24 protein-coding genes and 1 tRNA gene are annotated in these 25656 nt (G+C 61.7%); 8 read left to right on the forward strand and 17 right to left on the reverse strand.

The genetic code is table 11. The features are described 5' to 3' along the window. Window positions 1-72: 72 nt before the first annotated feature. Window positions 73-3591, reverse strand: a complete 3519-nt coding sequence (gene rpoB, locus M1D88_RS15335) for a DNA-directed RNA polymerase subunit beta (RefSeq protein WP_458111620.1) — start codon at window positions 3589-3591, stop codon at window positions 73-75. Between the two features lie 486 nt (window positions 3592-4077). Between rpoB and M1D88_RS15340 the strand changes: the two genes are divergently transcribed. Together M1D88_RS15340 and M1D88_RS15345 are read left to right on the forward strand one after the other, a co-directional pair. Next, a complete protein-coding gene (locus M1D88_RS15340) occupies window positions 4078-5277 on the forward strand; it encodes an acetyl-CoA C-acetyltransferase (protein WP_458111621.1) in 1200 nt (399 codons plus the stop codon). Window positions 5278-5348: 71 nt separating this feature from the next. After that, window positions 5349-5837, forward strand: coding sequence for an aminoacyl-tRNA deacylase (locus tag M1D88_RS15345; RefSeq protein ID WP_458111622.1), 489 nt, complete (start codon window positions 5349-5351; stop codon window positions 5835-5837). Here M1D88_RS15345 and M1D88_RS15350 read toward each other — a convergent pair. From M1D88_RS15350 to M1D88_RS15400, 11 genes are all read right to left on the reverse strand, one after another. Further along, complete coding sequence (locus M1D88_RS15350) at window positions 5834-7672, reverse strand: 5'-nucleotidase C-terminal domain-containing protein (RefSeq protein WP_458111623.1); 1839 nt, start codon at window positions 7670-7672, stop codon at window positions 5834-5836. The two genes, M1D88_RS15345 and M1D88_RS15350, sit on opposite strands and share 4 nt — an antisense overlap. Before the next feature lie 174 nt (window positions 7673-7846). Further along, window positions 7847-8224: a 50S ribosomal protein L7/L12 gene (gene rplL / locus M1D88_RS15355; RefSeq protein ID WP_309108164.1), complete on the reverse strand. Its 378-nt coding sequence runs from the start codon at window positions 8222-8224 to the stop codon at window positions 7847-7849. 75 nt (window positions 8225-8299) lie between these two features. Then, window positions 8300-8905, reverse strand: a complete 606-nt coding sequence (gene rplJ, locus M1D88_RS15360) for a 50S ribosomal protein L10 (protein ID WP_247041866.1) — start codon at window positions 8903-8905, stop codon at window positions 8300-8302. Between the two features lie 348 nt (window positions 8906-9253). Next, complete coding sequence (locus M1D88_RS15365) at window positions 9254-10366, reverse strand: GNAT family N-acetyltransferase (protein WP_458111624.1); 1113 nt, start codon at window positions 10364-10366, stop codon at window positions 9254-9256. Further along, window positions 10356-11060, reverse strand: coding sequence for a hypothetical protein (locus M1D88_RS15370; protein WP_458111625.1), 705 nt, complete (start codon window positions 11058-11060; stop codon window positions 10356-10358). Before M1D88_RS15370 ends, M1D88_RS15365 begins: the two co-directional genes overlap by 11 nt. Beyond that, on the reverse strand, window positions 11057-12151 hold the full coding sequence (locus M1D88_RS15375; protein ID WP_458111626.1) for a GNAT family N-acetyltransferase: 1095 nt from the start codon (window positions 12149-12151) through the stop codon (window positions 11057-11059). The genes M1D88_RS15370 and M1D88_RS15375 overlap by 4 nt, the downstream gene beginning before the upstream one ends. A 161-nt stretch (window positions 12152-12312) precedes the next feature. Then, complete coding sequence (gene rplA, locus M1D88_RS15380; RefSeq protein WP_247041875.1) at window positions 12313-13020, reverse strand: 50S ribosomal protein L1; 708 nt, start codon at window positions 13018-13020, stop codon at window positions 12313-12315. A 209-nt stretch (window positions 13021-13229) separates the two neighbouring features. After that, window positions 13230-13661: a 50S ribosomal protein L11 gene (gene rplK, locus M1D88_RS15385; RefSeq protein WP_018773647.1), complete on the reverse strand. Its 432-nt coding sequence runs from the start codon at window positions 13659-13661 to the stop codon at window positions 13230-13232. 131 nt (window positions 13662-13792) lie between these two features. Beyond that, window positions 13793-14617 carry a transcription termination/antitermination protein NusG gene (nusG, locus tag M1D88_RS15390; protein ID WP_458111627.1) on the reverse strand — a complete coding sequence of 275 codons (825 nt, stop codon included), beginning with the start codon at window positions 14615-14617 and terminating at the stop codon, window positions 13793-13795. 110 nt (window positions 14618-14727) lie between these two features. Next, window positions 14728-15012 (reverse strand): preprotein translocase subunit SecE, encoded by a 285-nt coding sequence (secE, locus tag M1D88_RS15395; RefSeq protein WP_458114544.1) that lies wholly within the window; start codon window positions 15010-15012, stop codon window positions 14728-14730. An 81-nt stretch (window positions 15013-15093) separates the two neighbouring features. Continuing rightward, window positions 15094-15166, reverse strand: a tRNA-Trp gene (locus tag M1D88_RS15400). A 270-nt stretch (window positions 15167-15436) separates the two neighbouring features. On the opposite strand from M1D88_RS15400, the gene M1D88_RS15405 reads away from it, so the two are divergent. Further along, a complete protein-coding gene (locus M1D88_RS15405; protein ID WP_458111628.1) occupies window positions 15437-16654 on the forward strand; it encodes a pyridoxal phosphate-dependent aminotransferase in 1218 nt (405 codons plus the stop codon). Between the two features lie 155 nt (window positions 16655-16809). Here M1D88_RS15405 and M1D88_RS15410 read toward each other — a convergent pair whose 3' ends face one another. After that, window positions 16810-17487 (reverse strand): LuxR C-terminal-related transcriptional regulator, encoded by a 678-nt coding sequence (locus tag M1D88_RS15410; RefSeq protein ID WP_458114545.1) that lies wholly within the window; start codon window positions 17485-17487, stop codon window positions 16810-16812. A 5-nt stretch (window positions 17488-17492) separates the two neighbouring features. Next, window positions 17493-18980: an ATP-binding protein gene (locus M1D88_RS15415; RefSeq protein WP_458111629.1), complete on the reverse strand. Its 1488-nt coding sequence runs from the start codon at window positions 18978-18980 to the stop codon at window positions 17493-17495. Between the two features lie 125 nt (window positions 18981-19105). Between M1D88_RS15415 and M1D88_RS15420 the strand changes: the two genes are divergently transcribed. The 5 genes from M1D88_RS15420 (at window position 19106) to M1D88_RS15440 (ending at window position 23371) form a co-directional block, all read left to right on the forward strand. Next, on the forward strand, window positions 19106-20809 hold the full coding sequence (locus M1D88_RS15420) for a PspC domain-containing protein (RefSeq protein WP_458111630.1): 1704 nt from the start codon (window positions 19106-19108) through the stop codon (window positions 20807-20809). A 1-nt stretch (window position 20810) separates the two neighbouring features. Continuing rightward, window positions 20811-21110: a hypothetical protein gene (locus M1D88_RS15425; RefSeq protein WP_458111631.1), complete on the forward strand. Its 300-nt coding sequence runs from the start codon at window positions 20811-20813 to the stop codon at window positions 21108-21110. A 3-nt stretch (window positions 21111-21113) separates the two neighbouring features. Next, the gene (locus M1D88_RS15430) at window positions 21114-21371 is read left to right on the forward strand and encodes a PspC domain-containing protein (RefSeq protein ID WP_458111632.1); all 258 of its coding nucleotides are present in this window, start codon (window positions 21114-21116) and stop codon (window positions 21369-21371) included. A gap of 156 nt (window positions 21372-21527) precedes the next feature. Then, window positions 21528-22553 (forward strand): ATP-dependent 6-phosphofructokinase, encoded by a 1026-nt coding sequence (locus tag M1D88_RS15435; RefSeq protein ID WP_309108153.1) that lies wholly within the window; start codon window positions 21528-21530, stop codon window positions 22551-22553. 89 nt (window positions 22554-22642) lie between these two features. After that, complete coding sequence (locus M1D88_RS15440) at window positions 22643-23371, forward strand: GNAT family N-acetyltransferase (protein WP_458111633.1); 729 nt, start codon at window positions 22643-22645, stop codon at window positions 23369-23371. Between the two features lie 69 nt (window positions 23372-23440). On the opposite strand, the gene M1D88_RS15445 is transcribed toward M1D88_RS15440, so the two are convergent. Genes M1D88_RS15445 through M1D88_RS15455 form a run of 3 tightly spaced genes read right to left on the reverse strand, consistent with a single transcriptional unit; the run spans window position 23441 to window position 25607 of the window. Beyond that, entirely contained in the window at window positions 23441-23863 is a 423-nt protein-coding gene (locus tag M1D88_RS15445) for an ankyrin repeat domain-containing protein (RefSeq protein ID WP_458111634.1), read from the reverse strand. Next, window positions 23860-24942 (reverse strand): CAF17-like 4Fe-4S cluster assembly/insertion protein YgfZ, encoded by a 1083-nt coding sequence (gene ygfZ / locus M1D88_RS15450; protein ID WP_458111635.1) that lies wholly within the window; start codon window positions 24940-24942, stop codon window positions 23860-23862. Before ygfZ ends, M1D88_RS15445 begins: the two co-directional genes overlap by 4 nt. Before the next feature lie 50 nt (window positions 24943-24992). After that, window positions 24993-25607, reverse strand: coding sequence for a nitrobindin family protein (locus M1D88_RS15455; RefSeq protein ID WP_247041898.1), 615 nt, complete (start codon window positions 25605-25607; stop codon window positions 24993-24995). Window positions 25608-25656: the final 49 nt, after the last annotated feature.

Below are 25656 nucleotides of genomic sequence, written 5' to 3' on the forward strand. Positions count from 1 at the left end.
CTTGGTTACGGAAAGAGGGAGGAATCCGGGAAAAGCGGCGCCGCTGAGCGAACCGCCTTCCCCGGACGCCTGCTAAACCTCTTCTACGGAACTGGGCTCTGCACGAGACAGATCAATACCCAGTTCCTCCGCAGCCGTGAAGACTGCGTCATCAGAGTCACGCATTTCAATTGTGGTTCCGTCCGTGGAAAGTACTTCCACGTTCAGGCACAGCGACTGCATTTCCTTGATCAAGACCTTGAAGGACTCAGGAACGCCCGGTTCGGGGATGTTCTCGCCCTTGACGATGGCTTCGTAGACCTTCACACGGCCATGGATGTCATCCGACTTGATCGTGAGGAGCTCCTGGAGCGTGTAGGCGGCGCCATAGGCTTCGAGCGCCCACACTTCCATTTCACCGAAGCGCTGGCCACCGAACTGAGCCTTACCACCCAGCGGCTGCTGCGTGATCATGGAGTACGGGCCGGTGGAGCGGGCGTGGATCTTGTCGTCCACCAGGTGGTGGAGCTTCAGGATGTACATGTAGCCGACCGAGATCGGATCCGGGAACGGCTCGCCGGAGCGGCCGTCAAACAGGCGGGTCTTGCCGGAGGAGTTGATCAGGCGTTCGCCGTCGCGGGTCACGTTGGTGGAATCCAGGAGGCCCGTGATTTCCTCTTCACGCGCACCGTCGAAGACCGGCGTTGCGACAGTGGTCTGGCCACTTTCGCGCGGCAGGTTCGGCAGCTGCTTCATCCACTCGGGCTCGCCTTCAATCTTCCAACCGGTCTTGGCAACCCAGCCAAGGTGCGTTTCCAGCACCTGGCCGACGTTCATACGACCCGGAACACCCAGGGGGTTCAGGACGATGTCGACAGGGGTGCCGTCAGCAAGGAAGGGCATGTCCTCGACCGGAAGGATCTTGGAGATAACGCCCTTGTTGCCGTGACGGCCGGCGAGCTTGTCGCCGTCGGTGATCTTGCGCTTGGCAGCCACGTAAACGCGGACCAGCTGGTTAACGCCCGGCGGCAGTTCGTCGTCGTTGTCGCGGTCGAAGACGCGGACACCGATAACGGTTCCCGACTCGCCGTGGGGAACCTTCAGGGAGGTGTCACGCACTTCGCGGGACTTCTCACCGAAGATGGCACGCAGCAAGCGCTCTTCCGGGGTCAGTTCGGTTTCACCCTTAGGGGTGACCTTTCCGACCAGGATGTCGCCGGCTTCAACCTCGGCACCGATGTGGATGATGCCACGCTCGTCCAGGCCTGCGAGGACTTCCTCGGAGACGTTGGGGATGTCACGGGTGATTTCCTCGGCACCAAGCTTGGTGTCGCGGGCATCGATCTCGTGCTCCTCGATGTGGATGGAGGAGAGAACATCCTCAGCGACGATGCGCTGGGACAGGATGATGGCGTCCTCGAAGTTGTGGCCTTCCCATGACATGAATGCCACGAGGAGGTTCTTACCGAGGGCGAGCTCACCCTGGTCCGTTGCCGGGCCGTCAGCAATGATGCCGCCGACCTCAAGGCGCTGGCCTTCGCTCACCAACACGCGGTGGTTGTAGCAGTTGCCCTGGTTGGAGCGCGCGAACTTGTTGATGCGGTAGTTGGTTTCCGTGCCGTCGTCGTTAAGCATGATGACGAGTTCAGCGGACACCTCGGTGACAACACCTGCCTTCTTGGCGATGACTACGTCACCGGCGTCGACGGCTGCTGCACGCTCCATGCCGGTGCCCACGAAGGGCGCCTCGGAACGGACCAGCGGCACGGCCTGGCGCTGCATGTTCGCACCCATGAGTGCGCGGTTGGCGTCGTCGTGCTCGAGGAACGGGATCAGGGCGGTAGCCACGGACACCATCTGGCGCGGGGAAACGTCCATGAACTGCACGTCGGCGGCGGGAACCAGCACGGGCTCGCCTCCACCACCACGGGCGCGGACCAGGACGGTCTCTTCGGCGAACTTCTTGTTGGAGTCCAGCGGAGCGTTGGCCTGTGCGATCAGGACCTCTGCTTCGTCGTCGGCGGTGAGGTACTGGACCTCATCGGAAACGACGCCATCGGCAACAAGGCGGTACGGGGTTTCGATGAAACCGAACGGGTTGATCCGTCCGTACGAAGCCAGCGAACCGATCAGACCAATGTTGGGGCCTTCAGGAGTTTCGATGGGGCACATACGTCCGTAGTGGGACGGGTGAACGTCTCGGACTTCCATGCCTGCACGGTCACGGGACAGACCACCCGGGCCAAGCGCAGACAGACGGCGCTTGTGGGTCAGACCCGAAAGCGGGTTGTTCTGGTCCATGAACTGTGACAGCTGGGAAGTTCCGAAGAACTCCTTGATCGCTGCAACAACCGGGCGGATGTTGATCAGGGTCTGCGGCGTGATCGCTTCGACGTCCTGGGTGGTCATACGCTCGCGGACGACGCGCTCCATACGGGACAGGCCGGTGCGGACCTGGTTCTCGATGAGCTCGCCAACGGCGCGGATGCGACGGTTGCCGAAGTGGTCGATGTCGTCGATTTCAACACGCAGCTCGTGATCCTGGCCGTCGCGCTTGCCCATGAGGGTTTTCTCGCCGGCGTGCAGGGCCACAAGGAACTTGATCATTGCGACGATGTCTTCAACGTGCAGGACCGAGGCTTCCTTGTCGCCAAGGGAGCGGTCGATGCCAAGCTTGCGGTTGATCTTGTAACGGCCAACCTTGGCCAGATCGTAGCGCTTGGAGTTGAAGTACAGGTTGTCCAGGAGCGACTGGGCAGCCTCAACTGTGGGCGGCTCGCCTGGTCGCAGCTTCCGGTAGATATCCAGCAAGGCGTCTTCACGGGTTTCCGTGGCGTCCTTCTCCAGCGTTGCGCGCATGGAGTCGTACTGGCCGAACTCTTCGAGGATCTGGCCTTCGGTCCAACCCAGGGCCTTCAGCAGAACCGTGACCGACTGCTTGCGCTTGCGGTCAAGGCGAACGCCGACCTGGTCGCGCTTGTCGATCTCGAGCTCAAACCATGCACCGCGGGACGGGATGATTTTGGCAGTGAAGATGTCCTTGTCACTGGTCTTGTCAGCGGTGCGCTCGAAGTAGGCGCCCGGCGAGCGGACCAACTGGGAGACAACAACACGTTCGGTGCCGTTGACAACGAATGTTCCCTTCTCCGTCATCAGCGGGAAGTCACCCATGAACACGGTCTGCTGCTTAATTTCGCCCGTGTTGTTGTTCATGAATTCGGCCTTGACGTACAGGGGTGCCGAGTACGTAGCGTCCCGGTCCTTGCACTCAGCCATGGTGTACTTCGGGTCAGCGAACTCCGGATCGGAGAAGCTCAGGGACATGGTGCCCTGGAAGTCCTCGATAGGGGAGATCTCTTCGAAGATGTCGGAGAGGCCGGAGGAGGTGGCGACGCTGAGGTCGCCTTCTTCCACAGCTTTCGCAACGCGTGCCTGCCAGCGTTCGTTGCCGACCAGCCAGTCAAAGCTGTCCGTCTGCAGGGCAAGCAGATTCGGAACATCAAGCGGTTCGTGAATCTTTGCGAATGAGAGCCGGCGAGTGGCACCATCGGTGCTGTCGGCGTTGATAGCGGTTGCGGCGTTATTTACATTAGAGGTGCTCGAGGCGACCAAGAGGGATCCTTCCACAGACCTTCAGGCGTATTCAGATCTTCCCCGCTATGTACCCTGCGGAACTCTCCGCAGTGCTACCAGTCCGGTTCCGCTATATGACCCGGGGCCCGTGCTGTTCAAGAGGGTGCCGTCGTCGACGGCGCGTTCGTGAAACAGCTGCCAGACAAAGCCCACCGCTATATGAAGGCTGAAGGTAAACAGGGAAGACGCAAATATCCACAATACGGCAAATCCGCCTACGTGTCTACCCCACTTCCCGCCGTAATGCAAGCACTGTTGCCGGGGGCACCTATCGGCGCCGGATCCATACAGATTCCGGGCTTCTCCCCTTGAATACTCCCACGCTGAACCCATGGTGAACTGGACGGAATTGAGGGGTAGTGGAAACGTTAAACATAGAAGCAGCGGGAACCCAGGCTGTTCCGCTCGGATAGCCTGTCCACATTCGGTTAGCCTGTCCATACGTCAAAGGAACGGAAGATCACCATGACTTACTCCTCAGACGACAATGACGTTGTCATCCTGTCCGGCGCCCGGACACCACAGGGCCGGCTCAACGGACAACTGGCCGGTTTCACCGCCGTCGAACTTGGTGCACACGCCATAAGGGCAGCTATTGCGGCCAGCGGCCTGGACGCCGGCCGCGTGGAAGCCGTCATCATGGGACAGGTGCTGCAGGCCGGTGCGGGACAGAACCCAGCACGGCAGAGCGCCGTCGGAGCGGGAATTGGCTGGAACGTTCCCACTGTCACCATCAACAAGGTTTGCCTTTCGGGGCTGACCGCCGTCATCGACGCTGCCCGGATGATCCGCGGCGGTGATGCAAGCGTCGTCGTCGCCGGTGGTCAGGAATCCATGACGAGGGCGCCGCACATCCTCCCCGGCTCACGCCAGGGGTGGACCTACGGTGCCATCCAGGCGCTGGACGTTGCTGCACATGATGGACTCACCGACGCCTTTGACGGGCAATCGATGGGGCTCTCCACCGAAACCAAAAACGTTGTTCTAGGCATCGACCGCACCGCCCAGGACAACGTCGCCGTCGAGTCGCACAGGCGTGCCGCAGCAGCTTCCGGGAACGGAGTGTTTGACCAGGAAATCGCGCCTATTACCGTCAAGCAGCGCAAGGGCGATCCGCTCACCCTGACCGCCGATGAAGGCGTCCGGCCCAACACCACCTTGGAGACTCTTGCCGGCCTCAAGCCCGCTTTCGCCACCGACGGCACCATCACGGCGGGCAACTCCTCCCCTCTTTCCGACGGGGCAGCAGCTTTGGTTCTCACTTCCCGCAAATATGCAGCAGACAACAACCTCGAATATCTTGCCGTTGTTGGCAAACCCGGGCAGGTGGCAGGCCCCGACAACTCCCTGCACTCTCAGCCGTCCAGCGCCGTACAGCATGCACTTAAGCGGGCTGGCTGGACCACCGCCGACCTTGATTTCATCGAGATCAATGAGGCCTTCGGGTCAGTTGCCGTACAGTCCCTGAAGGATCTGGACTACCCGCTCGAGAAATGCAACCTCCACGGCGGCGCCATAGCACTGGGCCACCCGATCGGCGCATCAGGGGCACGGCTTGCCCTTCATGCTGCACATGAACTGAAAAGGCGGGGCGCTGGCAAAGCGGCCGTCTCACTCTGCGGAGGCGGGGGCCAGGGCGAAGCCTTGCTGCTCTACCGGGACTGACACCGGGGATCCGGCACGAAGACCTACCCTGGAGACTTGCCCCAGGGCGCTGACACAAACGAAAGAAGTAAATGACTGACGACGACGGCGGGGCCACAGGCCGGCAGCGTTTCCTGAGCGACGCTGCGGACAGGGGGTTGCAGATCCAACTGGTGGAGCGACCCCCGGCTAAGACCCTGGAGGAGGCGGCCGCCATCCTTGGGATCCGGCCGTCAGATATTGTGAAGTCCCTGGTGATCAAGCACAAGGACGGCAGCTTCTTCTTCGCCCTCGTGCCAGGGGACCGTCAAATCTCCTGGCCCAAACTCCGGAGTCTGTTGGGAGTCAACAAGCTTTCGCTGCCGGCTGCCGACGTCGCTTTCGAGGCGACCGGATATGAGCGCGGGACCATCACACCGCTCGGCAGCACCACTGCCTGGCCTGTTTTTGCCGATCAGTCCATCGCCGGCCGAAGGATCTCACTAGGTGCGGGACAGCATGGGTACAGCGCTTTCGTGGACGCTGATGCCCTGACCGCGGCCCTCGGAGCAGTGGTCGCGGACATCAGCGAGGAAGCCTAGGCGGTTACTGTTAGTGGCTCCCCGTTGACCACAAGCCTCCAGTTCTGCTGACTGAACACGGCAGCGTCAAGAGTGCCCCTGGCCAGGACGTAATCGATGATCCGTTGCCGGATCTCCTGCTGGCTGTTGGAAAGCAGAGGTGCTTCTTTCACGCCCGGGAAGTTGCCGCCGCCGCTCTGGCGATAGTTGTTGATGGCCAGGGCGAACTCTTGCCCAGGCCCGATCGGCTCGCCCCCGTAGCTCAGGTTGATGATGCGCTCCCCCACCGGCAGTGCGACGTCGATGTCGTAGGTCAACGGTGCGTCCAGGCCATACACGACGTCGTAGTTGTAGTCGGGCGTGCCGGCCGGGGCCATGGAGGTGGGGGCGTTGGTGAGGTCCTGGGGCGCCACTGATGCAGTGCTTACCGCCTTGAAGTATCTGGCTGACCATTCGAGGTAGTCCTTGACCAACGCCCCGTTGACCTTGATGGAGAGCAGGGTGTTGTCGAAGATGTAAAGACCGGCCACGTCTCGGATGGTCAGAGGCCCTGCCTTGACGTCGACAGTACGGGAAAAGGGAGCCGCAATGGAAAGGACCGGAAGCTGTGCGGCCGGCCCGCCGGCAAGTTCAGCTTTGATGGTGGTGGCCTGGACGTAGTTGATGGCGTCGATTGCAAGGGAATCGGACCAGCATGCCGTTGCCGTGTTCAGATCCGCCGTCGAGGTCCCGATGACCGTGTTGACGTACTTAACGGTTGCCTCGTGGCCGGCTTGAACTGCGCTTACGACGGCGGGATCCGCCTCCGCTGTTTTGGCGTCCAGCAGGTGGGAGCTTGCTGAGGCGACCGACCACCTGCCGCGTTCCTTGGCCAGCACAAGATCCATGACCGACACGCGCATCCCCCATTTCAGGGGCTCCGTGAGAAGAACCTGTTTTCCGGTGGCTTTGTTGAGAACGAACCGCTCGGCAATCTCGACGTGGGCATGGCCGACGAGGATGGCATCGATGCCGGGCACCTCTTCGGCCAGCTGTGTGGAAGCATTTTCCGGGAAAGGCAGGGCATCACCGTAGGAGGATCCCGGCGTCGCTCCTGAATGGCTGGAAACAATGACCACGTCGGCTCCGGCCGCGCGGACTTCCGGAATTACCAGCTTTGCCTCCTCAACGATTCCATTGAAATCGAGGCGGCCATGAACGTTGTCGCGGTCCCAGAGGGCACAACCTGGAGTCACCAATCCAACCAGGCCGACAGTCACCCAGCCGTTCCCGGTATCGATGCGTTTGAGGATGTAAGGAGTGAACGCACGCCTGCCGGTGGTGACGTCACGGACGTTTGCACCCAGCAACGGGAAGTCCAGCTGGCTCTCCCAGGTGCGGAGCAGCGGAATGCCGTAATTGAACTCATGATTGCCAAGGGCCACGGCGTCGTAGCCCACCTCATTCATGGCAAGCGCCATCGGATGCTTGACTGTTCCGGAAGCCGGTTCAACCCTGGCATAGTAGTAGGCCAGCGGTGTTCCCTGGATGGTGTCGCCGGCGTCCAAGGTGAGGCAGTTCCCTGCTCCACGCTCGGCCCGCATAGCCTTGATGAGGGTAGAGGCCTGGGCAATACCAATACGGTTGCCCGCGGAGTCGGTGTACGGCACGTCCTTGTAGTAGTCCCAATTGAGGACATTGTTGTGGAGGTCCGTGGTACCCAGCACCGTGAGGGTGAAGCGCTTCCCGCCCGGCTGAAGTCCGGGTCTTGCCTGGGCCGCAGGGGCTCCTGCCAGCGAGGCGGCCGCAACGCTTCCTCCGACGAGGGCCGCGGCAAGCATTGTGCGGCGGGACATGGATGAACCGGGATCTGTCATGAAGTGGGCTCCTGGGCGCTCTGCTGATCGGGGATCTTTCCACAATCGGTAAAGCCACAGTCTAGGGTCCCCACGTTCTCAACCCGGGGATTAAGCAGGAAACCCCGTCCACTAAGTGAACGGGGTCTCCCGGAAGCGAGCGGCGGGCTTAAGTGCGGCCTGCCGGACACAGAATTACTTGAGGGTAACGCGTGCGCCAGCCTCTTCGAGCTGGGCAACTGCCTTCTCGGCAGCTTCCTTCGTGACGCCCTCGAGAACAGCCTTCGGTGCGCTGTCAACCAAGTCCTTGGCTTCCTTGAGGCCGAGGGAGGTGATGGCGCGAACTTCCTTGATCACTGCGATCTTCTTGTCGCCAGCAGCTTCGAGGACGACGTCGAATGCCGTCTTCTCCTCTTCCTCTGCAGCAGCGCCGCCACCGGCGGGGCCGGCTACGGCAACAGCAGCAGCGGTAACTTCGAAGGTCTCTTCGAAGAGCTTGACGAACTCGGAGAGCTCGATGATGGTCAGTTCCTTGAAAGCTTCAATGAGCTCTTCGTTGGTGAGCTTCGCCATGGTTGGCGTCCTTCCTGTTGTGGTGATCAGCGGCCTATGGCCATGCCTTCACACCGGAGTCTGGTGGTGAGAGAGTTAGTTCTCTTCGGTGGCTGCTGCGGGAGCTTCAGCCGGAGCTTCTGCTTCAGCGGCCGGAGCTTCTTCGGCTGCGGGTGCTTCTTCAGCGGCGGGAGCTTCGGCTACAGCCGGAGCACCGTTCTCTTCTTCAAGCTTGAGGCGCAGAGCGTCAATGATGCGTGCAGCAGCGGCAGCAGGAGCCTTGAGGACACCTGCAACACGGGCGAGCTGCAGCTCACGGGACTCGAGGGCTGCCAGGGCGATAACTTCGCTGGCATCCATCTTCCTGCCCTCGAAGTAACCGGTCTTGATAACCAGCTGCTTGTTGGTCTTGGCAAAATCCGTCAGGCTCTTAGCCGCTGCAACTGCGTCACCCTTGATGAATGCGATTGCAGTAGGGCCGGCAAGCTGACCGTCGAATGCTTCGACACCAGCTTCCTTGGCTGCAATTGCGGTGAGGGTGTTCTTGACGACCGAGAACTTGGTGTCCTGGCCGAGGGAAACACGCAGCTGCTTGAGCTGTGCAACAGTGAGCCCACGGTATTCGGTCAGGACAGCGGCGTTCGATTCCTTGAAATCGTTAGTGATCTCAGCTACTGCTGAAACCTTTGTAGGCGTTGCCATAACCCTCCTTCCGGGGATAGTGCCGGTATTCCCGGTCCCCGCTCAAGTGAGCTAAAACTAAAAACGCCCCGCGCAGATGCACGGGGCTTGGCTCAACGCAGTCTGAAGACTGCGGAACTTCACTTCGTTCACCTGCGCCGGCCGCCCTATGTTCAGGGTCCTTCGTCTGAAAATCCACTGGATCTTCCCGCCCACAACTGCAGAAGTGAGTTGTGTTTGAAAGAGTGGATTCCAACAACCGACGGTCTTTGGTAGTTCAAGCTTACGGGAAGCCCTGTCCTTCGGCCAAATCCGGTCGAGATCAGCAGGAGATCAGGCGCCGCATCCGTTGCGAGATCAGTCACCGAATCAGCTGGTGCTGTCCCTGAAGTCCGGCAACTCCTTCTGCCAGATCCCGGTGACTCCAGCGGTGGTGAAGCCCAGTTGGCGGTTCACCGTGAGCAGGTAGCGGTTCTCCGGCGCATTCCACGTATAGATGACGCGTGCATCCGGAAACTGTTCAGTCAGCCGTTCCATGTTGGCCAGTTTGATCAGAAGGCCCAGTTTATTTCCACGGTGCTGCTCCAGCACCATCGTGTCGTCCTGGAAGACGACGTCCTGGCGCTGGGCCAGGACGCTTATGGTTGTCAGTCCTACAAGCTCGCCGGAGGCAATATGCTCGACGGCGGTGACCACCGTGCGCCTTCCTTGCGACATGGTGACGGCCTCAGCTTCCCTGAGGACGCCGGCGTCGAACACCATTCCCGCTTGCCCTTGGCCAGGTGGCAGGTCATCCACGCCAGCCTGGTTTTCTAGGACGGCGACGGCTTCCAGCCACTCGTCCGGGCAACGGTCGGTCCAGTGATGAAGCCGGTAGCGGCCAGCATTGGCGGCCTCGGCCTCCGCCTCAAGCTCGGCAACAAGCTGGGTGTCCAACGGAAGGGTACAGGCGCTGAACTGTTCAATGTGCTGCAGGGTGTATCCGGAACGGCGGGCGAATTCCACCTCGCGGCTCCCCAGCGGCACAAATCCATCTCCCGTACCGGGGATGAGTTGCTCGGATTCGAGATCGCTCAAGGAAGTGCCGGGATGGTTCGTATCAACCAGGATCATGGACCTGCCCTCTCCCCTCGCAACGTCTTCGGCCGCCTCGAGGAGCTGCTTGCCTACTCCGCGCCGCTGGTACTCGGGCAGAATGTCGAGCGTGAATTCCGCCAGGTCCTGGTTGTCCGCGAGAGGCAGCGCTATGTCTACTGTTCCCACGATTTCCTGACCCATCTTGGCCACGAGGATTACTTGCCGTTCGTAAGGATCTGCCAGTTCGAGGAGCTTCTCAATCGGGGCATAAGCGAGGTCGTCACTGCCCCACGTCTCCATACGGACTCGCCGTCCCACCTCGACGGCGGCCAGGAAGTCTGCAGCATCAGCTGCTTCCAAAGAATCCGGAATCCACAGCTGCTCTATCCGTACGTCATGTGCCATAAAGGGGATCATCCAGCCGTTTCTGCCACTCGCCTTCAAATCCGGAGGGCTTGAATCCGAGCGATGTATTTATCGCCAGCATATGACGGTTTTCACTGGCATTCCATGTCAGGACAGAGCGCGCCGCGGGCCACGCTTCCTGCGCGCGGCGGATGTTGGCGATCTTGACGAGCATCCCGAGTCTGTGACCTCGGTGGTCTGAGGCAACCAGGGTGTCTTCCTGCAATACCACATGAGTTTTTGGCCCGTCGGTATGAGAGCCCCGTATAGGCAGCCAGTCGGCCGGTGCTGTTGTGCAAGGTGGCGGAAACCAGCGCACAGGAAGCGCCAGTCGACTGGAGGTTTCCACTTGCTCAAGGCTGTAGCCTGCTCCCCTGGCCAAGATGCTGGAAGGCAAAGCCAAAGGGAGCTGCCGCTGCCGGACTTCCCCCGAGCACTTCGCCGGAACCACCGAGCAGCTGCCCACCGGCACTCCGTTTTTCCTTGCGAGGAACAGAAGCCGCTCGAAGTAGCTGTTTCCCCGCCAGTAGAAGAGTGCTTCACTGAACGTGCCACACCGGTCGGTGTTGCCCCACACCGAGAGGTTGTGCGCCTCCTCAAGGCGGAGGCACTCCAGCAGGTCGGGAGCGCTGCTCGGGTTATCGGGCTGGGCATCATCAGGGATCACGACGGCGGCGATGTCCGGATCGTTCATGGAAGCAGCCGCTGCCACTCACCGTCGTACCCCGCGGGCCGGAACCCGAGCGCAACATTGATGGCCAGCATGTGTTCGTTTTCGGCCGCATTGAACGTGAGGACCCGCTCCGCTGAAGGGTGTGCGGCCACAAGGCGCCGGAGATTGTGGATCTTGATGAGCATGCCCAGGCGATGGCCCCGGTGTGCCCTCGAGACCAGCGTGTCATCCTGCTCGGCCATCCACGGCTTGACGGGTGAAAACTGCAGGACGGAATAGGCTGCCAGCTCTCCGCTGTCCTTGTGCATGGCTGCCGCGACAAGGGATATCCGTCCGGTACGTTTCCACAGATCCTCAACGTGGCGGACACGTCCCGCGTCCCACTCCTCTTCGTCGTGGAGGAGTTCCCCGGCCGGAGCATCAGTACTCATACGGCTCATCAGTTCCGCCATCTGGTCGACGTACTCCTCGGGACAGCGGTCCGTCCAGCCCAAAAGCTCGTATTCATCACCGGCAGAAGTTCCGGCCTTGGCCTCCAGTTCGTCAAGGACGGCTGCCACCGGCGGCATGTCAAGGGCACTAAAGCGGGAGACCTGCTCCAAGGCGTACCCCGCGGCTGCAGCAAAACGCACAGGACGGGACTCGGCTGGAAGCGCCCCCGTTCCCGTGGCGGGCTTCAGGACGTTTTGACCATCGGGATCGAAGTTGGCCATATGTTCTGTGAAGCTTTGCAGCGTTGTCCGGCCGGAGCTGACGGCTTGCTCCTCAGCGTGGCGAAGGAGCGCCTTTCCCATCCCTCGCCCGGTGTGAGCTGCCAGGACGTCCACCCGCACCGTTGCACTCCCCAGGTTTTCCTGTGAGGTGAACCTGATCCAGGAGCGGGCAACCATGCGCCCGGCGCTGCGGATGAAGAACATGTGAAGTTGTTTGTAGGGGTCATTGCGCCACGCCTCCAGGCGTGCGGCCGGCGGGCTGGCGCGGTCTAGGTTCCGCCATGTCTCCATTACCAGGGCGTCTGTGAGCTCGCTGAACTCAAGGAAGTCCTTGGCGTCCGGGGCATCCAGCGAGGCAGGGAGGACCAGTGGCTCGATAAGGTACGGCGGCGAAGTCACGCGTTCAGCCTAGTGTCATCTGCTGTCGGCTTCTAGAGCGTGCTCAAGCCAAAATACGGCCCAAAGAATGGAAAAAGAAACAAGGGACCGCCCGGCGTGAGCCGGACGGTCCCTTGTTGTTAGTTCTTAATTCAGATTCGGATTATCCGAATGCTCAACCCTTAGACCTCGGTCAGAACCTTGGTGACGTTGGGGTCAACGCTGATGCCAGGACCGAAGGTGGTAGCAACTGTTGCCTTCTGAATGTAGCGGCCCTTGGAAGCGGAGGGCTTCAGGCGAAGAACCTCTTCCAGTGCTGCTGCATAGTTCTCAGCCAGTTTGACGGCGTCGAACGAAACCTTGCCGATGATGAAGTGGAGGTTAGAGTGCTTGTCGACGCGGAAGTCGATCTTTCCACCCTTGATGTCGTTGACAGCCTTGGTGACATCGGCCGTGACGGTACCGGTCTTCGGGTTCGGCATCAGGTTACGGGGACCCAGCACCTTACCAAGACGGCCAACCTTACCCATGAGGTCAGGGGTGGCGACGGCGGCGTCGAAGTCGGTCCAGCCGGCTGCGATCTTTTCGATCAGGTCATCGGAACCAACGAAGTCGGCGCCTGCAGCGATTGCTGCTTCTGCCTTGTCACCCGTTGCGAAAACCAGAACGCGGGAGACTTTACCGGTGCCGTGGGGCAGGTTGACCGTTCCGCGGATCATCTGGTCTGCCTTGCGAGGGTCTACACCCAGGCGGAAAGCGACCTCAACGGTGGCGTCGAACTTGGACGGGTTGGTGTCCTTGGCGAGGGTCACTGCCTCGAACGGCGCGTAGAACTTCTCCGCGTCGATCTTGGCTGCGGCTGCCTCGTATGCTTTGCTGCGCTTTGCCATGCTGCTTATTTCTCCTTGTGCAGTTGTGGTCTGCGGACCGCGCTGGGCCCTGCCACAGTTGGGATGTCCGGCTGAATATCCGGCTGTTCGTCCGGATGGGATGCCCAACATTACGGTTTGTGCCGGTGGTCCGGCAGTGGTGCCGGTTTCCCGGCGGTGCTGTCCGGCGTCGTCGGTCTTCATCCGACTCTGCCGCAACAGCGGTGGGCCTAACCTTCTACGGTGATGCCCATGGAGCGTGCGGTGCCGGCGATGATCTTCGCGGCGCCTTCAAGGCTTGTGGCGTTGAGGTCTTCCATCTTGGTGGTGGCGATCTCGTTGACCTGGGCCTGGGTCAGCTTGGCAACCTTGACGGTGTGCGGGGTAGCTGAACCCTTGGCGACGCCTGCAGCCTTTTTGATGAGCTCTGCAGCCGGCGGGGTCTTGGTGATGAACGTGAATGAACGGTCTTCGTAAACCGTGATTTCCACGGGGATGACGTTTCCACGCTGGGCTTCTGTCGCAGCGTTGTACGCCTTGCAGAATTCCATGATGTTGACACCGTGCTGGCCAAGCGCAGGACCGATCGGCGGAGCCGGGTTAGCGGCACCTGCCTGGATCTGCAGCTTGATGAGGCCGGTGACCTTCTTCTTGGGAGCCAATGTAGGGTCCTTCTCTCAAATGCGTCCTGGGACACAGGAGCGTGCCTCAGGTATGTGGCCGCCATGGCGAGGCGGCCGGCCGCTTCGGAGCTGCTAAGCGGGCAGTTCCGGAGCGAAATCTAAAGTGATCGTTAGATCTTGGTGACCTGGTTGAATGCCAGGGTAACCGGGGTTTCACGCTCGAAGATGGAGACGAGCACCACGAGGGTCTGGGAGTCAACCTTGATCTCGGAGATCGTTGCCGGGAGGGTCTCAAACGGACCTTCCTTGACGATGACGGACTCGCCGACCTCGAAGTCGACATCCACCGGAGCAGCAGCGTGCTTGACGGGCTTGCCCTTTTCGGCCTGCTCTTCTTCGAAGACCGGTGCGAGCATGGAGAAGACCTCGTCGAGGCGCAGCGGAACCGGGTTGTGGGCGTTACCCACGAAGCCGGTGACACCGGGAGTGTGGCGAACTGCGCCCCAGGAGGCGTCAGTCAGGTCCATGCGGACCAGCACGTAGCCGGGGATCCGCACACGGTTGATGACCTTGCGCTGGGCGTTCTTGATCTCAACGACTTCTTCCATGGGAACCTGGATTTCGAAGATGTAATCTTCCATGTCCAAGGTCTGGATGCGGGTCTCAAGGTTGGCCTTGACGCGGTTTTCGTAACCGGCGTAGGAGTGGACGACGTACCAGTCACCTTCCTGGCGGCGCAGTTTGGACTTGAATTCCTCGGCGGGATCGACGTCCGCTGCGGCTGCTGCCGCTGCCAAGGCATCGGTGGACTCGTCGTCGGAGTCTGCTGCCTCAGAATCGGAGTCGTCTGCGGTTACGTCGGCGTCCTCGTCGTCAGCTTCAACGGCGGAATCGGGCGCAGAAAAGTCCTCCTCAGACTCTTCCACGGCGTCCGTTGTGGTGTCCGTGGACCCATCCAGCTCAGTCTCGGTTACCTCGAGCTCCTGCTCTGACACTTGGTCTCCTGCTTCCTCATTGCCTAACATGCCTATTTAAATGGCTCAATTCCGCACACTCCGTGGAACCTCCTTGTTCAGGAGTTCACGAAGCCTGCGGACCGATCGCCCTAGTTGTCCGTGGGGCCTGAACCGCCGAAGACCCAGCCCACTCCGGTCCCGAAGGCCAGATCAAGGAGCGTGACGATGATCATCATGATGATCACGAATACCAGCACCACGAGCGTGTAGTTGATCAGTTCCTTGCGGGTGGGTGCCACGACCTTCTTCAGTTCGCCGATGACTTGGCGGACAAAAAGCGCGATTCGAGCAAAGATGCCAGCCTTGGCGGCATTCTTGGCGGGGCGGCCCTTGGAGCTGCTTGCAGCTGTTTCGGTCACCTGGTCCTCACTCATTCTCGCAATGATCGGATACCCGGCTCTGATCTGAACCATGGTTGCTGCGCTTGTTCCGGCTTATCGCCGAAACAGCTTGCGCAGGGCAGACAGGACTCGAACCTGCAACCTGCGGTTTTGGAGACCGCTGCGCTACCAATTGCGCCACTACCCTATGGATCGAAAACACGCATGCCACTTTCAGCAACCTTCACTGAGGCGCACGCCATCAACATGTTTTCAACACCGGAGAACTATTCTACGCAAGAACTGCGCCTACGTCGAACCAGCCTCGTTGCGGACCATCCACGGCTGCCAGTCAAAGAGCACGACCAACATGCGGTCACTTTTCCCTGTCGCCAACGAACGATCCGCTGAACAGCATAGAGTAGAACTCGTCGAATCCCATATCCAGCCACTGAGCTGTCAAAAGAATGGACCCGCCATGTCTGCCGCCCGCGTTTCCAAGCGCATTTCCGCCATTGCCGAATCCGCCACCCTTGCCGTCGACGGCAAGGCCAAGGCGCTCAAGGCGGCCGGACGGCCCGTTATTGGCTTCGGTGCCGGTGAACCTGATTTCCCCACCCCGGGCTACATCGTGGAGGCTGCCATAGAGGCTGCCAGCCAGCCGAAATACCACCGCTATTCCCCCGCGGGAGGGCTGCCTGAGCTGAAGAAGGCAATTGCCGAGAAGACGTTCCGCGACTCCGGCTACCGCGCGGATCCTTCCCAGGTCCTGGTAACCAACGGCGGCAAGCAGGCTGTTTACAACACCTTCGCTACCCTGGTTGACCCGGGTGACGAGGTCATCGTCCCTACGCCGTACTGGACCACCTACCCTGAGGCCATTCGCTTGGCCGGCGGAGTCCCGGTCGAGGTGTTTGCCGGTCCTGAGCAGGGATACCTCGTCACAGTGGAGCAACTCGAAGCCGCCCTGACTGAGCGCACCAAGATCCTGCTGTTCGTTTCCCCCTCGAACCCCACAGGTGCTGTCTACTCTCCGGAGCAGGTGGGTGAAATCGGCAAGTGGGCTGCCTCCAAGGGCCTCTGGGTGGTCACCGATGAGATCTACGAGCACCTCACCTTCGACGGACTCCCTTTCACGTCCATCGCCACAGCTGCCCCGGAACTGGGCGACAAAGTGGTCATCCTCAACGGCGTAGCCAAGACGTACGCGATGACCGGCTGGCGTGTGGGCTGGATGATCGGCCCGGCCGACGTCATTAAGGCTGCCACCAACCTCCAGTCCCACGCGACGTCGAACGTCTCGAACATCATGCAGATCGCCGCCCTCGCGGCAGTCTCCGGCCCGCTGACCGCCGTCGATGAAATGAAGGTTGCCTTCGACCGGCGCCGTAAGGCGATCGTTGCCGGACTGAATGCCATTGAGGGCGTTGACTGCCCGACGCCGCAGGGCGCCTTCTACGTCTACGCGGACGTGCGCGCCTTGCTGGGCAAGGAGTTCCCGACGTCGAACGGGTTGGTGCGGCCTGAAACGTCAGCGGATCTGGCGGCTCTGATCCTCGATGAGGTGGAGGTGGCGGTGGTACCGGGTGAGGCATTCGGCCCCTCCGGTTACCTCCGGCTGTCCTACGCATTGGGCGACGACGACCTCGCCATTGGGGTGGCACGGCTCCAGGATTTCCTCGGCAAGGCCAGCTAGGGTTCGTTTCCATTTTCCGGACGCTCCCTCAAATGTTTCGCGTGAGGGAGCGTTTGTGGTTAAACCGCGAGACGTGAGGGAGCGTTTGTGGTTAAGCCGCGAAACGTGAGGGAGCGTTGGTGGTTAAGCCGCGAAACGTGAGGGAGCGTTGGTGGTTAAAGCAGCCGGCGCTCGGCAGCCCACTTGGTGAGCTCATGACGGCTGGAGAGCTGCAGTTTTCGGAGAACCGCAGAAACGTGGGTCTCCACGGTCTTGATGGAAATGAACAGTTCCTTGGCCACTTCCTTATAGCTGTAGCCACGCGCTATGAGCCGCATGACCTCCAGCTCACGGGCCGAAAGCCGGTCGAGTTCGTCGTCGGCAATGTCTGCCGGGGCGGTGCCGAACGCGTCAAGGACGAATCCGGCCAGCCGGGGCGAAAAGACAGCGTCTCCGCCGGCCACCCGCAGCACGGCGTCCGTGATTTCCGCCCCGGAAATGGTCTTGGTGACATATCCCCGGGCGCCTGCCCTGATAACAGCCACAACATCCTCTGCAGCATCGGAAACACTCAAGGCCAGGAACCGCGTGGTGCCCAGCAGCGCACTTGAGCCGGCAATGACTTCACGCCCACCACCGCCCAGCCCGCCGGGGAGGTGAACATCCAGGAGCACGACGTCCGGCCGGGTCTGGGCGATCACGGCGATCGCCTGCTCGACCGTTCCGGCCTCCCCCACTACGGAGATCCGGGAGTCGAGGTCTGCCTTAAGGCCCGAACGGAAGATGGCATGATCGTCCACCAGGACAACCCGAACGCTGCCTTCCCTCGCCGGCTGCAAGCCCCCTGCTTCGATGCTGCTCACGACGTCGTTTCTCCTTGTTCCGTAGCCACGGCGGGCAGCCCGAGACGTACCTCTGTGCCCTCCGGGCCACTGTTGATCACGGCACTGCCACCGTGGCGCTTCATGCGGCCGATAATGGATTCCCGCACACCCAGCCGGTCCTCCGGCACCGTGTGAAGATCGAAGCCGGCTCCTCGGTCCTTGACAAAGACCTCAACCTCTTTGTCCGAGGCCTCTACGTAAACGGAAACGGAGCCGCCCCCATGGCGGGCCGCATTCAGCATGGCTTCCCGACTCGCCTGGACCAGTGCTTCATGGCGCTCCGTCATTGCCGTGTCACCCACGTTTACCACTTCCACGGCTTGGCCCAGTGCATCTTCCACCTCGGCGGCCACGGCCTTGATGCGTTCCGAGAGGTTCCCAATGTCCTTGCCCTCGTCGCGATACAGCCAGCTGCGCAATTCCCTTTCCTGCGCCCTGGCCAACCGCACGACGTCGTGCTCGTTTCCGGCCCGCCGCTGAATAAGGGCGAGGGTCTGCAGAACTGAATCGTGCAGGTGGGCAGCGATTTCGGCCCGCTCAGTAGCGCGTACCCTACCGGCTCTTTCCGTCTCCAGATCCCGCCAGAACTTGAGTCCCCAGGGCAGAAGCACCACGGCGACTCCTCCCAGGACAGCGACGGAGGCGAGCAACGCCAGCCACGTCTGTTCCCAGGACCCGGAGCCGGACACCATCACCAGCACGCCTGCCACCACCAGCGCCAGCCCGGCGGCAAGTCTGACCCAGCCGCCGGCCTGGTTGGCCTTGGCCTTGTCCACGATTCCGGCACGGCGGGTCTCGTCCAGCTGCATCCAGGCGATGGAAGCGCCGCCAAGGATCGCCGCGGCTGGAATAAGCGTTCCCAAGGGCACATCGACGCCAAGAAGCCGGGCAGTGAGAATGGCCCCTGCCAGCAGCAGCCCGATGCCGAGGAGGATTTCCTTGGCGTACGGCATCCTGCGGAATCGGAACCAGGCTTGTCCCTCACCGTTGGTCGGGCGGACCATGCCTGAGACTGACTGGGCTGACGCCGAAGCCGGGACACCGGTGGGAAATGACTGCCACGATGGATCTGTGAAGACCCCCTCCCCTGCCGGGTCCTGCCAGGTGAAGGCCGAAGGATCCGAAGATCGGGGCTGTGCTGGATAACCCATTGGGTCCGGAGACAAACCCCTATTCGAACTTGACCAGGTTGACTGCGCTGGCAAGGGTCCGCTGACTGCCGGAGCAATCGGCGACGCCGGGCGGCGTGCGTTCCGTTTGGCGCTTTCATCGGCAGTGGGAACCATGATCCAAAGCCAGGCATAGAACACCAGGCCGGCTCCACCGGCGAGGGCCGCCAGCGCCATCCCGATGCGGATCAATCTCACCGGCAAGCCCAAGTGGGCGGCAAGTCCTGCACAGACGCCGGCTATGACGCGGTCCGCGCTCCGAACCAGTGGCTGCCGAAGGACAGGGGTACTCATGGATCCATCCAAACACGGATCAGGGTTCCCCGGACCCGTTTTCCGCCGGAACCGGGGGCCGTTCAGGGACAGCTCAGGGTATTCCCCAATAGAGCCGGACACCCCACGGGCAGGAGGATCGAAGTATGAACCCGCACAACGTCAACCCTGAAGACCAGCAACCGGCAGACAATCATCAGCCGTCAGTCACACCTTCCGATTCCGCAGGGGACTCCGCCACGGATTCCCCTCCCAGCCCGGCTGCGAGCTCCCCAGGCGGTTTCCCTTCGGATTCCACATCCGACTCCCCTTCAGGCGCCACGGGACAATCGCCGGACTCCCCCGCACCACCGTCCGAAACTACAGATTCCGGCTTCCAACAGGGTGACCCGGACCGGGGAAGCCATAGTCAGGGATATGCAGGCCCAGGTTATGCAGCCCCGGGATACCCGCAGCCGGCGCCGTACGCAGTGGCGCAACCGCGAAACTTCTTCGAATGGGTTCGGGGAAACGGAATCTACCGGGGCAGTGATCGCTGGATTGGCGGCGTTGCCAGCGGAATTGCCCACCGGACCGGTGTGGATCCGCTCATTGTCCGGGGGATCTTTATCGTCTTGGCCTTGTTCGCAGGCATAGGAGTCCTCCTCTACGGCATCGCCTGGGCCCTGCTGCCTGAACCTGACGGCCGCATCCATGTCCAGGAAGCCGGTGCCGGACGCTGGACGGGCGGCATGACCGGCGCCCTGATCACCACAATCCTGGGCTTCCCCAGCCTTGGCACAGGATTCTGGGGTTGGGAAGGCAACGGATTCGGACGCTTCATTTGGGCTGTTTTCTGGATAGGCGCCATCGCATATCTCATCTACTTCCTGGTGCAACGGAACAGAAACCGGAGTGGAAACCCGGGCATGAACACCAATGCCCAGCCCGGAACACCAGGAGCCGCTGCATTCAGTGGTGGCCCTTATGGCGCCTACCCTGCCAGTGTCCCCGCCGCGGGCTCCAACACTGCCCCCTTCAGCAGCCAGTTCGGCACAACCACGTCGGCCGGCGGCCCGCACTCCGGCGCAGGCGGATCGATGCCAATTCCGCCTGCGGGATCCGTTCCTCCGACCGGCCCCAACGGACCCTATAGTCCGGGAGGACCTTACGGTCCCAGCGGCCCGTACGACGGCGGCTTCCGGACTCCCGCTGGAGCCACACCTCCGCCGGCCAAGCAGCGCAAATTCGGACCCGGCGCTCCCGCCGTCGCCATAACGGCCGGCACAGCCTTGCTGGTGGGAGGCGGTATCAAAGCACTCGACGCCGGCAACGTGATCGATCTCGGTAGTTCAGCCAACGCCGTGGTCTGGGCAAGCGCAGCTGCTGTCCTGGGGTTGGGCATACTGATCTCCGGACTCCGCGGCCGGACTTCAGGAATCCTGGGTTTCTTCGCGGTGGTTGCCTTGATCATTGGCGGCATCTTCAACGTGGTTCAAAACGGTGATAGGTTCCGCTCCCAGCAGGTCGACTGGACTCCTGTCAGCATCGAGCAGGCACGGGAAGGCTTCGACGTCACAGGCCGCCAGGGAACTGTTGACCTGACGAAGCTGAATGTCCCAGCCCCCTTGACCTCCGACGTCGTGATTCCGCTGAACATCACCGCCAGCAACGTTGACATCATCATCCCGCACAACGTCCCGGTGGAAATAGAAGCCGACATGACTATGGGAAACCTCAACGAGGGCTCTGAGCATCATGGTGGGATGACGAGGAAGCAGAGCACATACAACACCGACAGGCCAGGATCGCCCCTGATCTTAAAGATCGACGGCACCATGAGCAACGTGACCATCCAGGAAGGAAACTGACATGAGCAGCTACGAGCCCACTCCGGACCCTGCTCCGGATGCTTCCACCACACCCATATCCACACCCTCGGATACAGTCTCCCTCACCGAACCGGAATCCTCAGTCCGCGTGGGAACCGTCGTCTGGGGCCTGATCGTCGTGGCGCTGGCCGCCCTGATCGTCATCGCACAGCTTGGCATCGTGGAACTGAACGGCACCTACGTGCTGATCGGACTCATGGTTGGTGCAGGTACCGCGCTGGTGGTGGGTGGCCTCCTGTCCGCCCGACGTGACAAAGAAACCACAACAGGGAAGTCTTGAACCATGGATAAATTCTTCAGCATTGTCAGGGGCACTGGCCTGCGGCGCGGCCCACAGCGGTTGCTGGGCGGGGTATGCGGCGGGATTGCTGCGAAGCTGAAGGTGGATGTCGCCTTCGTCCGGATAGCATTCCTGCTCCTCGCCCTCCTGCCGGGCCCGGCCTTCGTGTTCTACGTCGCTGCGTGGCTGGTCCTCCCGGATCAGCGGGACAGCATCCTCCTTCAGTCGTTCATTGAGAAGCGCACAAACAAGCAGCTTTAGACCCACAGGAACCGCCAACTACGTGCCTCCGCTCCATGAGCGGGGGCACGTTTCTGTAACCGTTTGTGTCCTGTCCCACACTGCCCACTACAATCTAGGTGAGCTCAGTGTGGCGCTCTGCCTGTACACCCTCAACCAGGATTTGAGCCTAAAGATATGAAAATTGGAATCCTCACCAGCGGCGGCGACTGCCCTGGACTGAACGCTGTCATCCGTGGAGCCGTTCTCAAGGGCATTGCCATCCACGGACACGAATTCGTGGGGTTCCTGGATGGCTGGCGGGGAGTTGTCGAGGGGGACATCATCGAGATCCCCCGCACCATGGTCCGCGGCATCGCCAAGCAGGGCGGAACCATTCTGGGAACATCCCGCACCAACCCGTTCGAAAACGGCGGCGGCCCTGAAGTCATCAAGGACCACATGAAGAGGCTGGGCATCGACGCCATCATCGCCATCGGCGGCGAAGGCACCCTCGCAGCGGCGAAGCGCCTCACTGACGCCGGGCTGCGGATTGTGGGGGTGCCCAAGACTGTTGATAACGACCTTGACGCCACCGACTACACGTTTGGTTTCGACACAGCGGTACAGATCGCCACCGAGGCCATCGACCGGCTGCGGACAACGGGTGAATCCCATCACCGCTGCATGATCGCCGAAGTGATGGGCCGCCACGTAGGATGGATTGCCCTGCACGCAGGCATGGCCGCCGGGGCCCACGCCATCCTGATTCCGGAACAAAAGGCGTCCATGGACCAAATCACCGAATGGGTGCAGGAAGCCCACGACCGCGGCCGCGCACCGCTGGTAGTGGTGGCTGAGGGTTTCGTCCCGGAGGGCCAGGAGACTCCCCACTCGGAGCGTGGCCTGGACACCTTCGGACGCCCCCGCCTCGGCGGCATTGCAGAAATGCTGGCGCCGGAACTGGAAGCACGGACGGGCATCGAAACCCGTGCCACCGTGCTCGGCCACATCCAGCGCGGCGGCGTGCCCTCTGCCTTCGACCGCGTCCTGGCGACCCGGCTGGGAATGGCAGCAATCGACTCAGTGGTGGACCACCGCTGGGGCACCATGGTGTCACTCAACGGTACTGACATCGTGCACGTCGGTTTCGAAGCTGCGCTCGGCAACCTCAAGTCAGTCCCACCCCACCGCTACGAAGAAGCAGCTGTCCTCTTCGGCTAGGCCGCAGCCTTTTTCCGCCGCGACTCCTGAGGAAGGACCCTGAACGCGGCGGTCAGCAGTTGGCTCCCTTTGCTCGGTAGGGTGGAGGCATGACACTTGAGGTCGGTTCAGCCGACATCATCCAGCTGGCCTGGGCCCGCCACCTGGGACTTGATGACGATGCTTTCAATGCTGCCCGCTCAGCCGGAACGGGGCCGTCGGCCCGGATCACGCGTGCAGACGAGTCCGAACGGTGCGTGCAGTTCGTCCGTCTCTTCGGTACCTCCGCCCTGGTGGGTCCGGAGTGGGCGCTGGACGCCGCCGTCGGAATTCCCGATGAGGATCTTGCCCAGCACGTCACCCTGTTGACCATCACCCGCTCCCATGGCGGTCATGGCCTGGGAGCGGCAGCCTTGTTCTTCGCCGATGACCTGCCTTTGCTTCAGGCCCCCGAGGAACTCACGGTCTCGCGCGGGGATCAGGAAGCGATTCAGCTGGAAAGTCTCTGCCCGCCGGATGACGTCAACGAAGTAGGGCTTTCTGACCTGGAGAACCGCTTTACGATCATGCGGGGCGACGACGGGAACCGGGTTCCGGTGGCGTGTGGCGCGTACGCCGAGTGGGAGGGCATCCTCGCGCACATGGGCGTGCTGGTGGATCCGGTGTGGAGGCGCCAAGGCCTCGGCTCGCTGGCAGCATCCGTGGCAGCGCATGAGGCCCTTGCGTCAGGCCTGACCCTGCAGTGGCGCGCCGATGTGAGCAACAAGGGATCCCTGGCAATTGCACGCAGCCTTGGATTCGCCGCCGGCGGCATCCAGACCAGCGTGCTCCTGGGCTGACCGAGATGACAGATAACGGCAGTGTTCTCCGCAAACACTGCCGTTATGTGTCATCTCGTGCCGCGGAATCTACTCCAGCAGGGCCAGAATCTCCGAGCGCGCGAACATCTGGGCGGCCGCCCGTGCGCTGGGTGTGCCGGCATCAGGATCAGCCCCCGCGTCCACAAGCACACGGGCCACGTCTGTGTACCCCTTGAAGGCGGCCCCCGCCAAAGGTGTCTGGCCCCGGTCATTGGAAGCGTTGGCATCGGCTCCGTGGTGCAGGAGGAGCTGAACGGTCTCCGCATGGCCGTGATAGGCGGCGAGCATCAACAATGAGTCTCCCGCTGCGTTGGTGAGTGTTGCCGGGGCCCCGGCATTGAGGTAGCTCCGCAACATGTCGGATTCACCCTGGCGCGCCGCTTCGAACAGCGTGTGGGCCAGAGCCAGCGTCTCCTCGTCGGGACCGGGCTCGTCGGCTGCGCTTGAATCTTCTCCGCGATAATCGCTCATCTGGTTCCCTTCAGAAAACCGGTCTGCCGGCCTACCACCTGGCCGGCGTCGGGAGCCACGATGACTTCCTGGGCAGCCGTATACGGTTCGTCGCCATCCATGACGGTCAGCACCTCATCCGGCGAGACCGACCTTTTGATCACCGCGAGGGCAATGGGGCCCATTTCATAATGCTGGATGGCTGAAGTCACCGTTCCCACTTTGCGCTCCCCCAGGAGTACGGGACTCCCGACGGCGGGCACCGTGTGCTGGGACCCGTCGAGCTGGAGGAAAACAAGACGACGCGGCGGATGGCCGAGGTTGTGCACACGCGCCACGGTCTCCTGGCCCTTGTAGCACCCCTTGGCGAGATGCACCGCAGTCCGCAGGAGGTCCAGTTCGTGGGGAATGGTTTTATCGTCGGTCTCGGCGCCCAGCCGGGGGCGCCAGGCAGCGATCCTCAAAGCCTCAGAAGCCCAAACGCCTGCGAGCGGCCTGTCACCGACGGACGATTCCAGCTCCGCTGCCGGGATGAGGTATTCAAACCAGGGTCGTTCCAGGCCAGGGTGGGCCTCTTCCCCCACCACGGAATACGAGTAGCCGCCGGCGCCAATGTGCGGCCAAGGGTCCTCCCAGACGATCCGCCCGGACCACTCCTCAACCTTGCGCGTGGAGCCCACCACGGCCCAGTCTGCGGAAACATCAGCAATCTCTACGCGGAGCATGAACTTCATTCGGTTAAGCCACTCGGCCAGTGGCGGGGCCTCGTGGGCTTCGACGATCAGCCAGGTGGTGGCGCCGTCGTCCACTACCCGCGCATCAAACTCGATCCGGCCCTGCACGCTCAGCAACAGCAGTTCGCTTGATTGGGCGGGACGGAGATCGGTGACCTGCTGCGAGGACAGTGTATTAAGCCAGCTGAGGCGGTCAGGACCCGTCACTGTCACCACACCGCGGTGTGAAAGATCGACGACGGCGGTCCCTGCGGCAAGAGCCCGTTGCTCCCGCAGCGGCTCCCCGTAGTGGGAGGCGACGCCGGCATCGGCGCCTCCGGCTTCAACTGCACCGGGGCGCGACAACAGGGGGCTCTTAATAGTCATATGTACTAGAAGTCCTTTGACGCCTGCTGTATTCCGTGGGGACGGTGGAACTAGCTGACTTTTTTCAGGATGGCGGAAGCGTGGGCCTCGAGGCCGCTTCCGGTGGACGAAGACCCGCCCGTTGCAACGTCCCAGCGCCACAGGAGATTGCCCTCTACAAGACCAAAGATCCTGGTAGCGGCGCTGTAGTCCTTTGAGTGGCTGCCCCGCATGACCATGTCCGTGCTGAGCTGAATCTGCGGGCCCTTGATCTGGCCGTAGTAAAGCTCAGAGATACCGCCCGGATGAGAGATGGAGACTGAAATATCGAAGCCGCCGTCTTTGTTGCGGAGGGCTTCAACCTCGTCGGCACTCTTGAGTACGGGAACGATGTCCGCGGGGACGAGTCCGGGGCCGCCGTCTTCGTCATGTTGTTTGCGTTCCAGCGCCCAGAAGCCGGTTTCCACAGTCAGGGGCCGGAGCTTTACGCCGTCGTCGTCGACGAGCCAGCTTTCCGCCCGGTACTGCAGGTAGGGCAGTCCGTTATGGGTGAATGAGACGTGCTGGAGGAAATGCTCCGAACCCTCGTCACCGGAGCCGAGCCGGCCGCGGCCTTCCCACTCACCTATGAGCCAGGACAGCGGGACGAGTTCGGGGGTCAGGTCTGTGGGAATCTCAATCGGCACAGCTACTACCTCTGGAAACGGTCTGGATTATTGGACGCGAGGCGTGGTT

It is taken from the genome of Arthrobacter sp. R1-13, from assembly GCF_054161475.1.

Coding starts and splice junctions, on each gene's coding strand:
- secE (WP_458114544.1), bottom strand. CDS start 15,012: ATGAGTGAGGACCAGGTGACCGAAACAGCTGCAAGCAGCTCCAAGGGC.
- M1D88_RS15345 (WP_458111622.1), top strand. CDS start 5,349: ATGACTGACGACGACGGCGGGGCCACAGGCCGGCAGCGTTTCCTGAGC.
- rplA (WP_247041875.1), bottom strand. CDS start 13,020: ATGGCAAAGCGCAGCAAAGCATACGAGGCAGCCGCAGCCAAGATCGAC.
- M1D88_RS15415 (WP_458111629.1), bottom strand. CDS start 18,980: ATGAGTACCCCTGTCCTTCGGCAGCCACTGGTTCGGAGCGCGGACCGC.
- M1D88_RS15370 (WP_458111625.1), bottom strand. CDS start 11,060: ATGAACGATCCGGACATCGCCGCCGTCGTGATCCCTGATGATGCCCAG.
- M1D88_RS15445 (WP_458111634.1), bottom strand. CDS start 23,863: ATGAGCGATTATCGCGGAGAAGATTCAAGCGCAGCCGACGAGCCCGGT.
- rplL (WP_309108164.1), bottom strand. CDS start 8,224: ATGGCGAAGCTCACCAACGAAGAGCTCATTGAAGCTTTCAAGGAACTG.
- M1D88_RS15350 (WP_458111623.1), bottom strand. CDS start 7,672: ATGACAGATCCCGGTTCATCCATGTCCCGCCGCACAATGCTTGCCGCG.
- M1D88_RS15435 (WP_309108153.1), top strand. CDS start 21,528: ATGAAAATTGGAATCCTCACCAGCGGCGGCGACTGCCCTGGACTGAAC.
- M1D88_RS15430 (WP_458111632.1), top strand. CDS start 21,114: ATGGATAAATTCTTCAGCATTGTCAGGGGCACTGGCCTGCGGCGCGGC.
- M1D88_RS15420 (WP_458111630.1), top strand. CDS start 19,106: ATGAACCCGCACAACGTCAACCCTGAAGACCAGCAACCGGCAGACAAT.
- rplJ (WP_247041866.1), bottom strand. CDS start 8,905: ATGGCAACGCCTACAAAGGTTTCAGCAGTAGCTGAGATCACTAACGAT.
- M1D88_RS15340 (WP_458111621.1), top strand. CDS start 4,078: ATGACTTACTCCTCAGACGACAATGACGTTGTCATCCTGTCCGGCGCC.
- M1D88_RS15425 (WP_458111631.1), top strand. CDS start 20,811: ATGAGCAGCTACGAGCCCACTCCGGACCCTGCTCCGGATGCTTCCACC.
- M1D88_RS15440 (WP_458111633.1), top strand. CDS start 22,643: ATGACACTTGAGGTCGGTTCAGCCGACATCATCCAGCTGGCCTGGGCC.
- M1D88_RS15405 (WP_458111628.1), top strand. CDS start 15,437: ATGTCTGCCGCCCGCGTTTCCAAGCGCATTTCCGCCATTGCCGAATCC.
- ygfZ (WP_458111635.1), bottom strand. CDS start 24,942: ATGACTATTAAGAGCCCCCTGTTGTCGCGCCCCGGTGCAGTTGAAGCC.
- M1D88_RS15365 (WP_458111624.1), bottom strand. CDS start 10,366: ATGGCACATGACGTACGGATAGAGCAGCTGTGGATTCCGGATTCTTTG.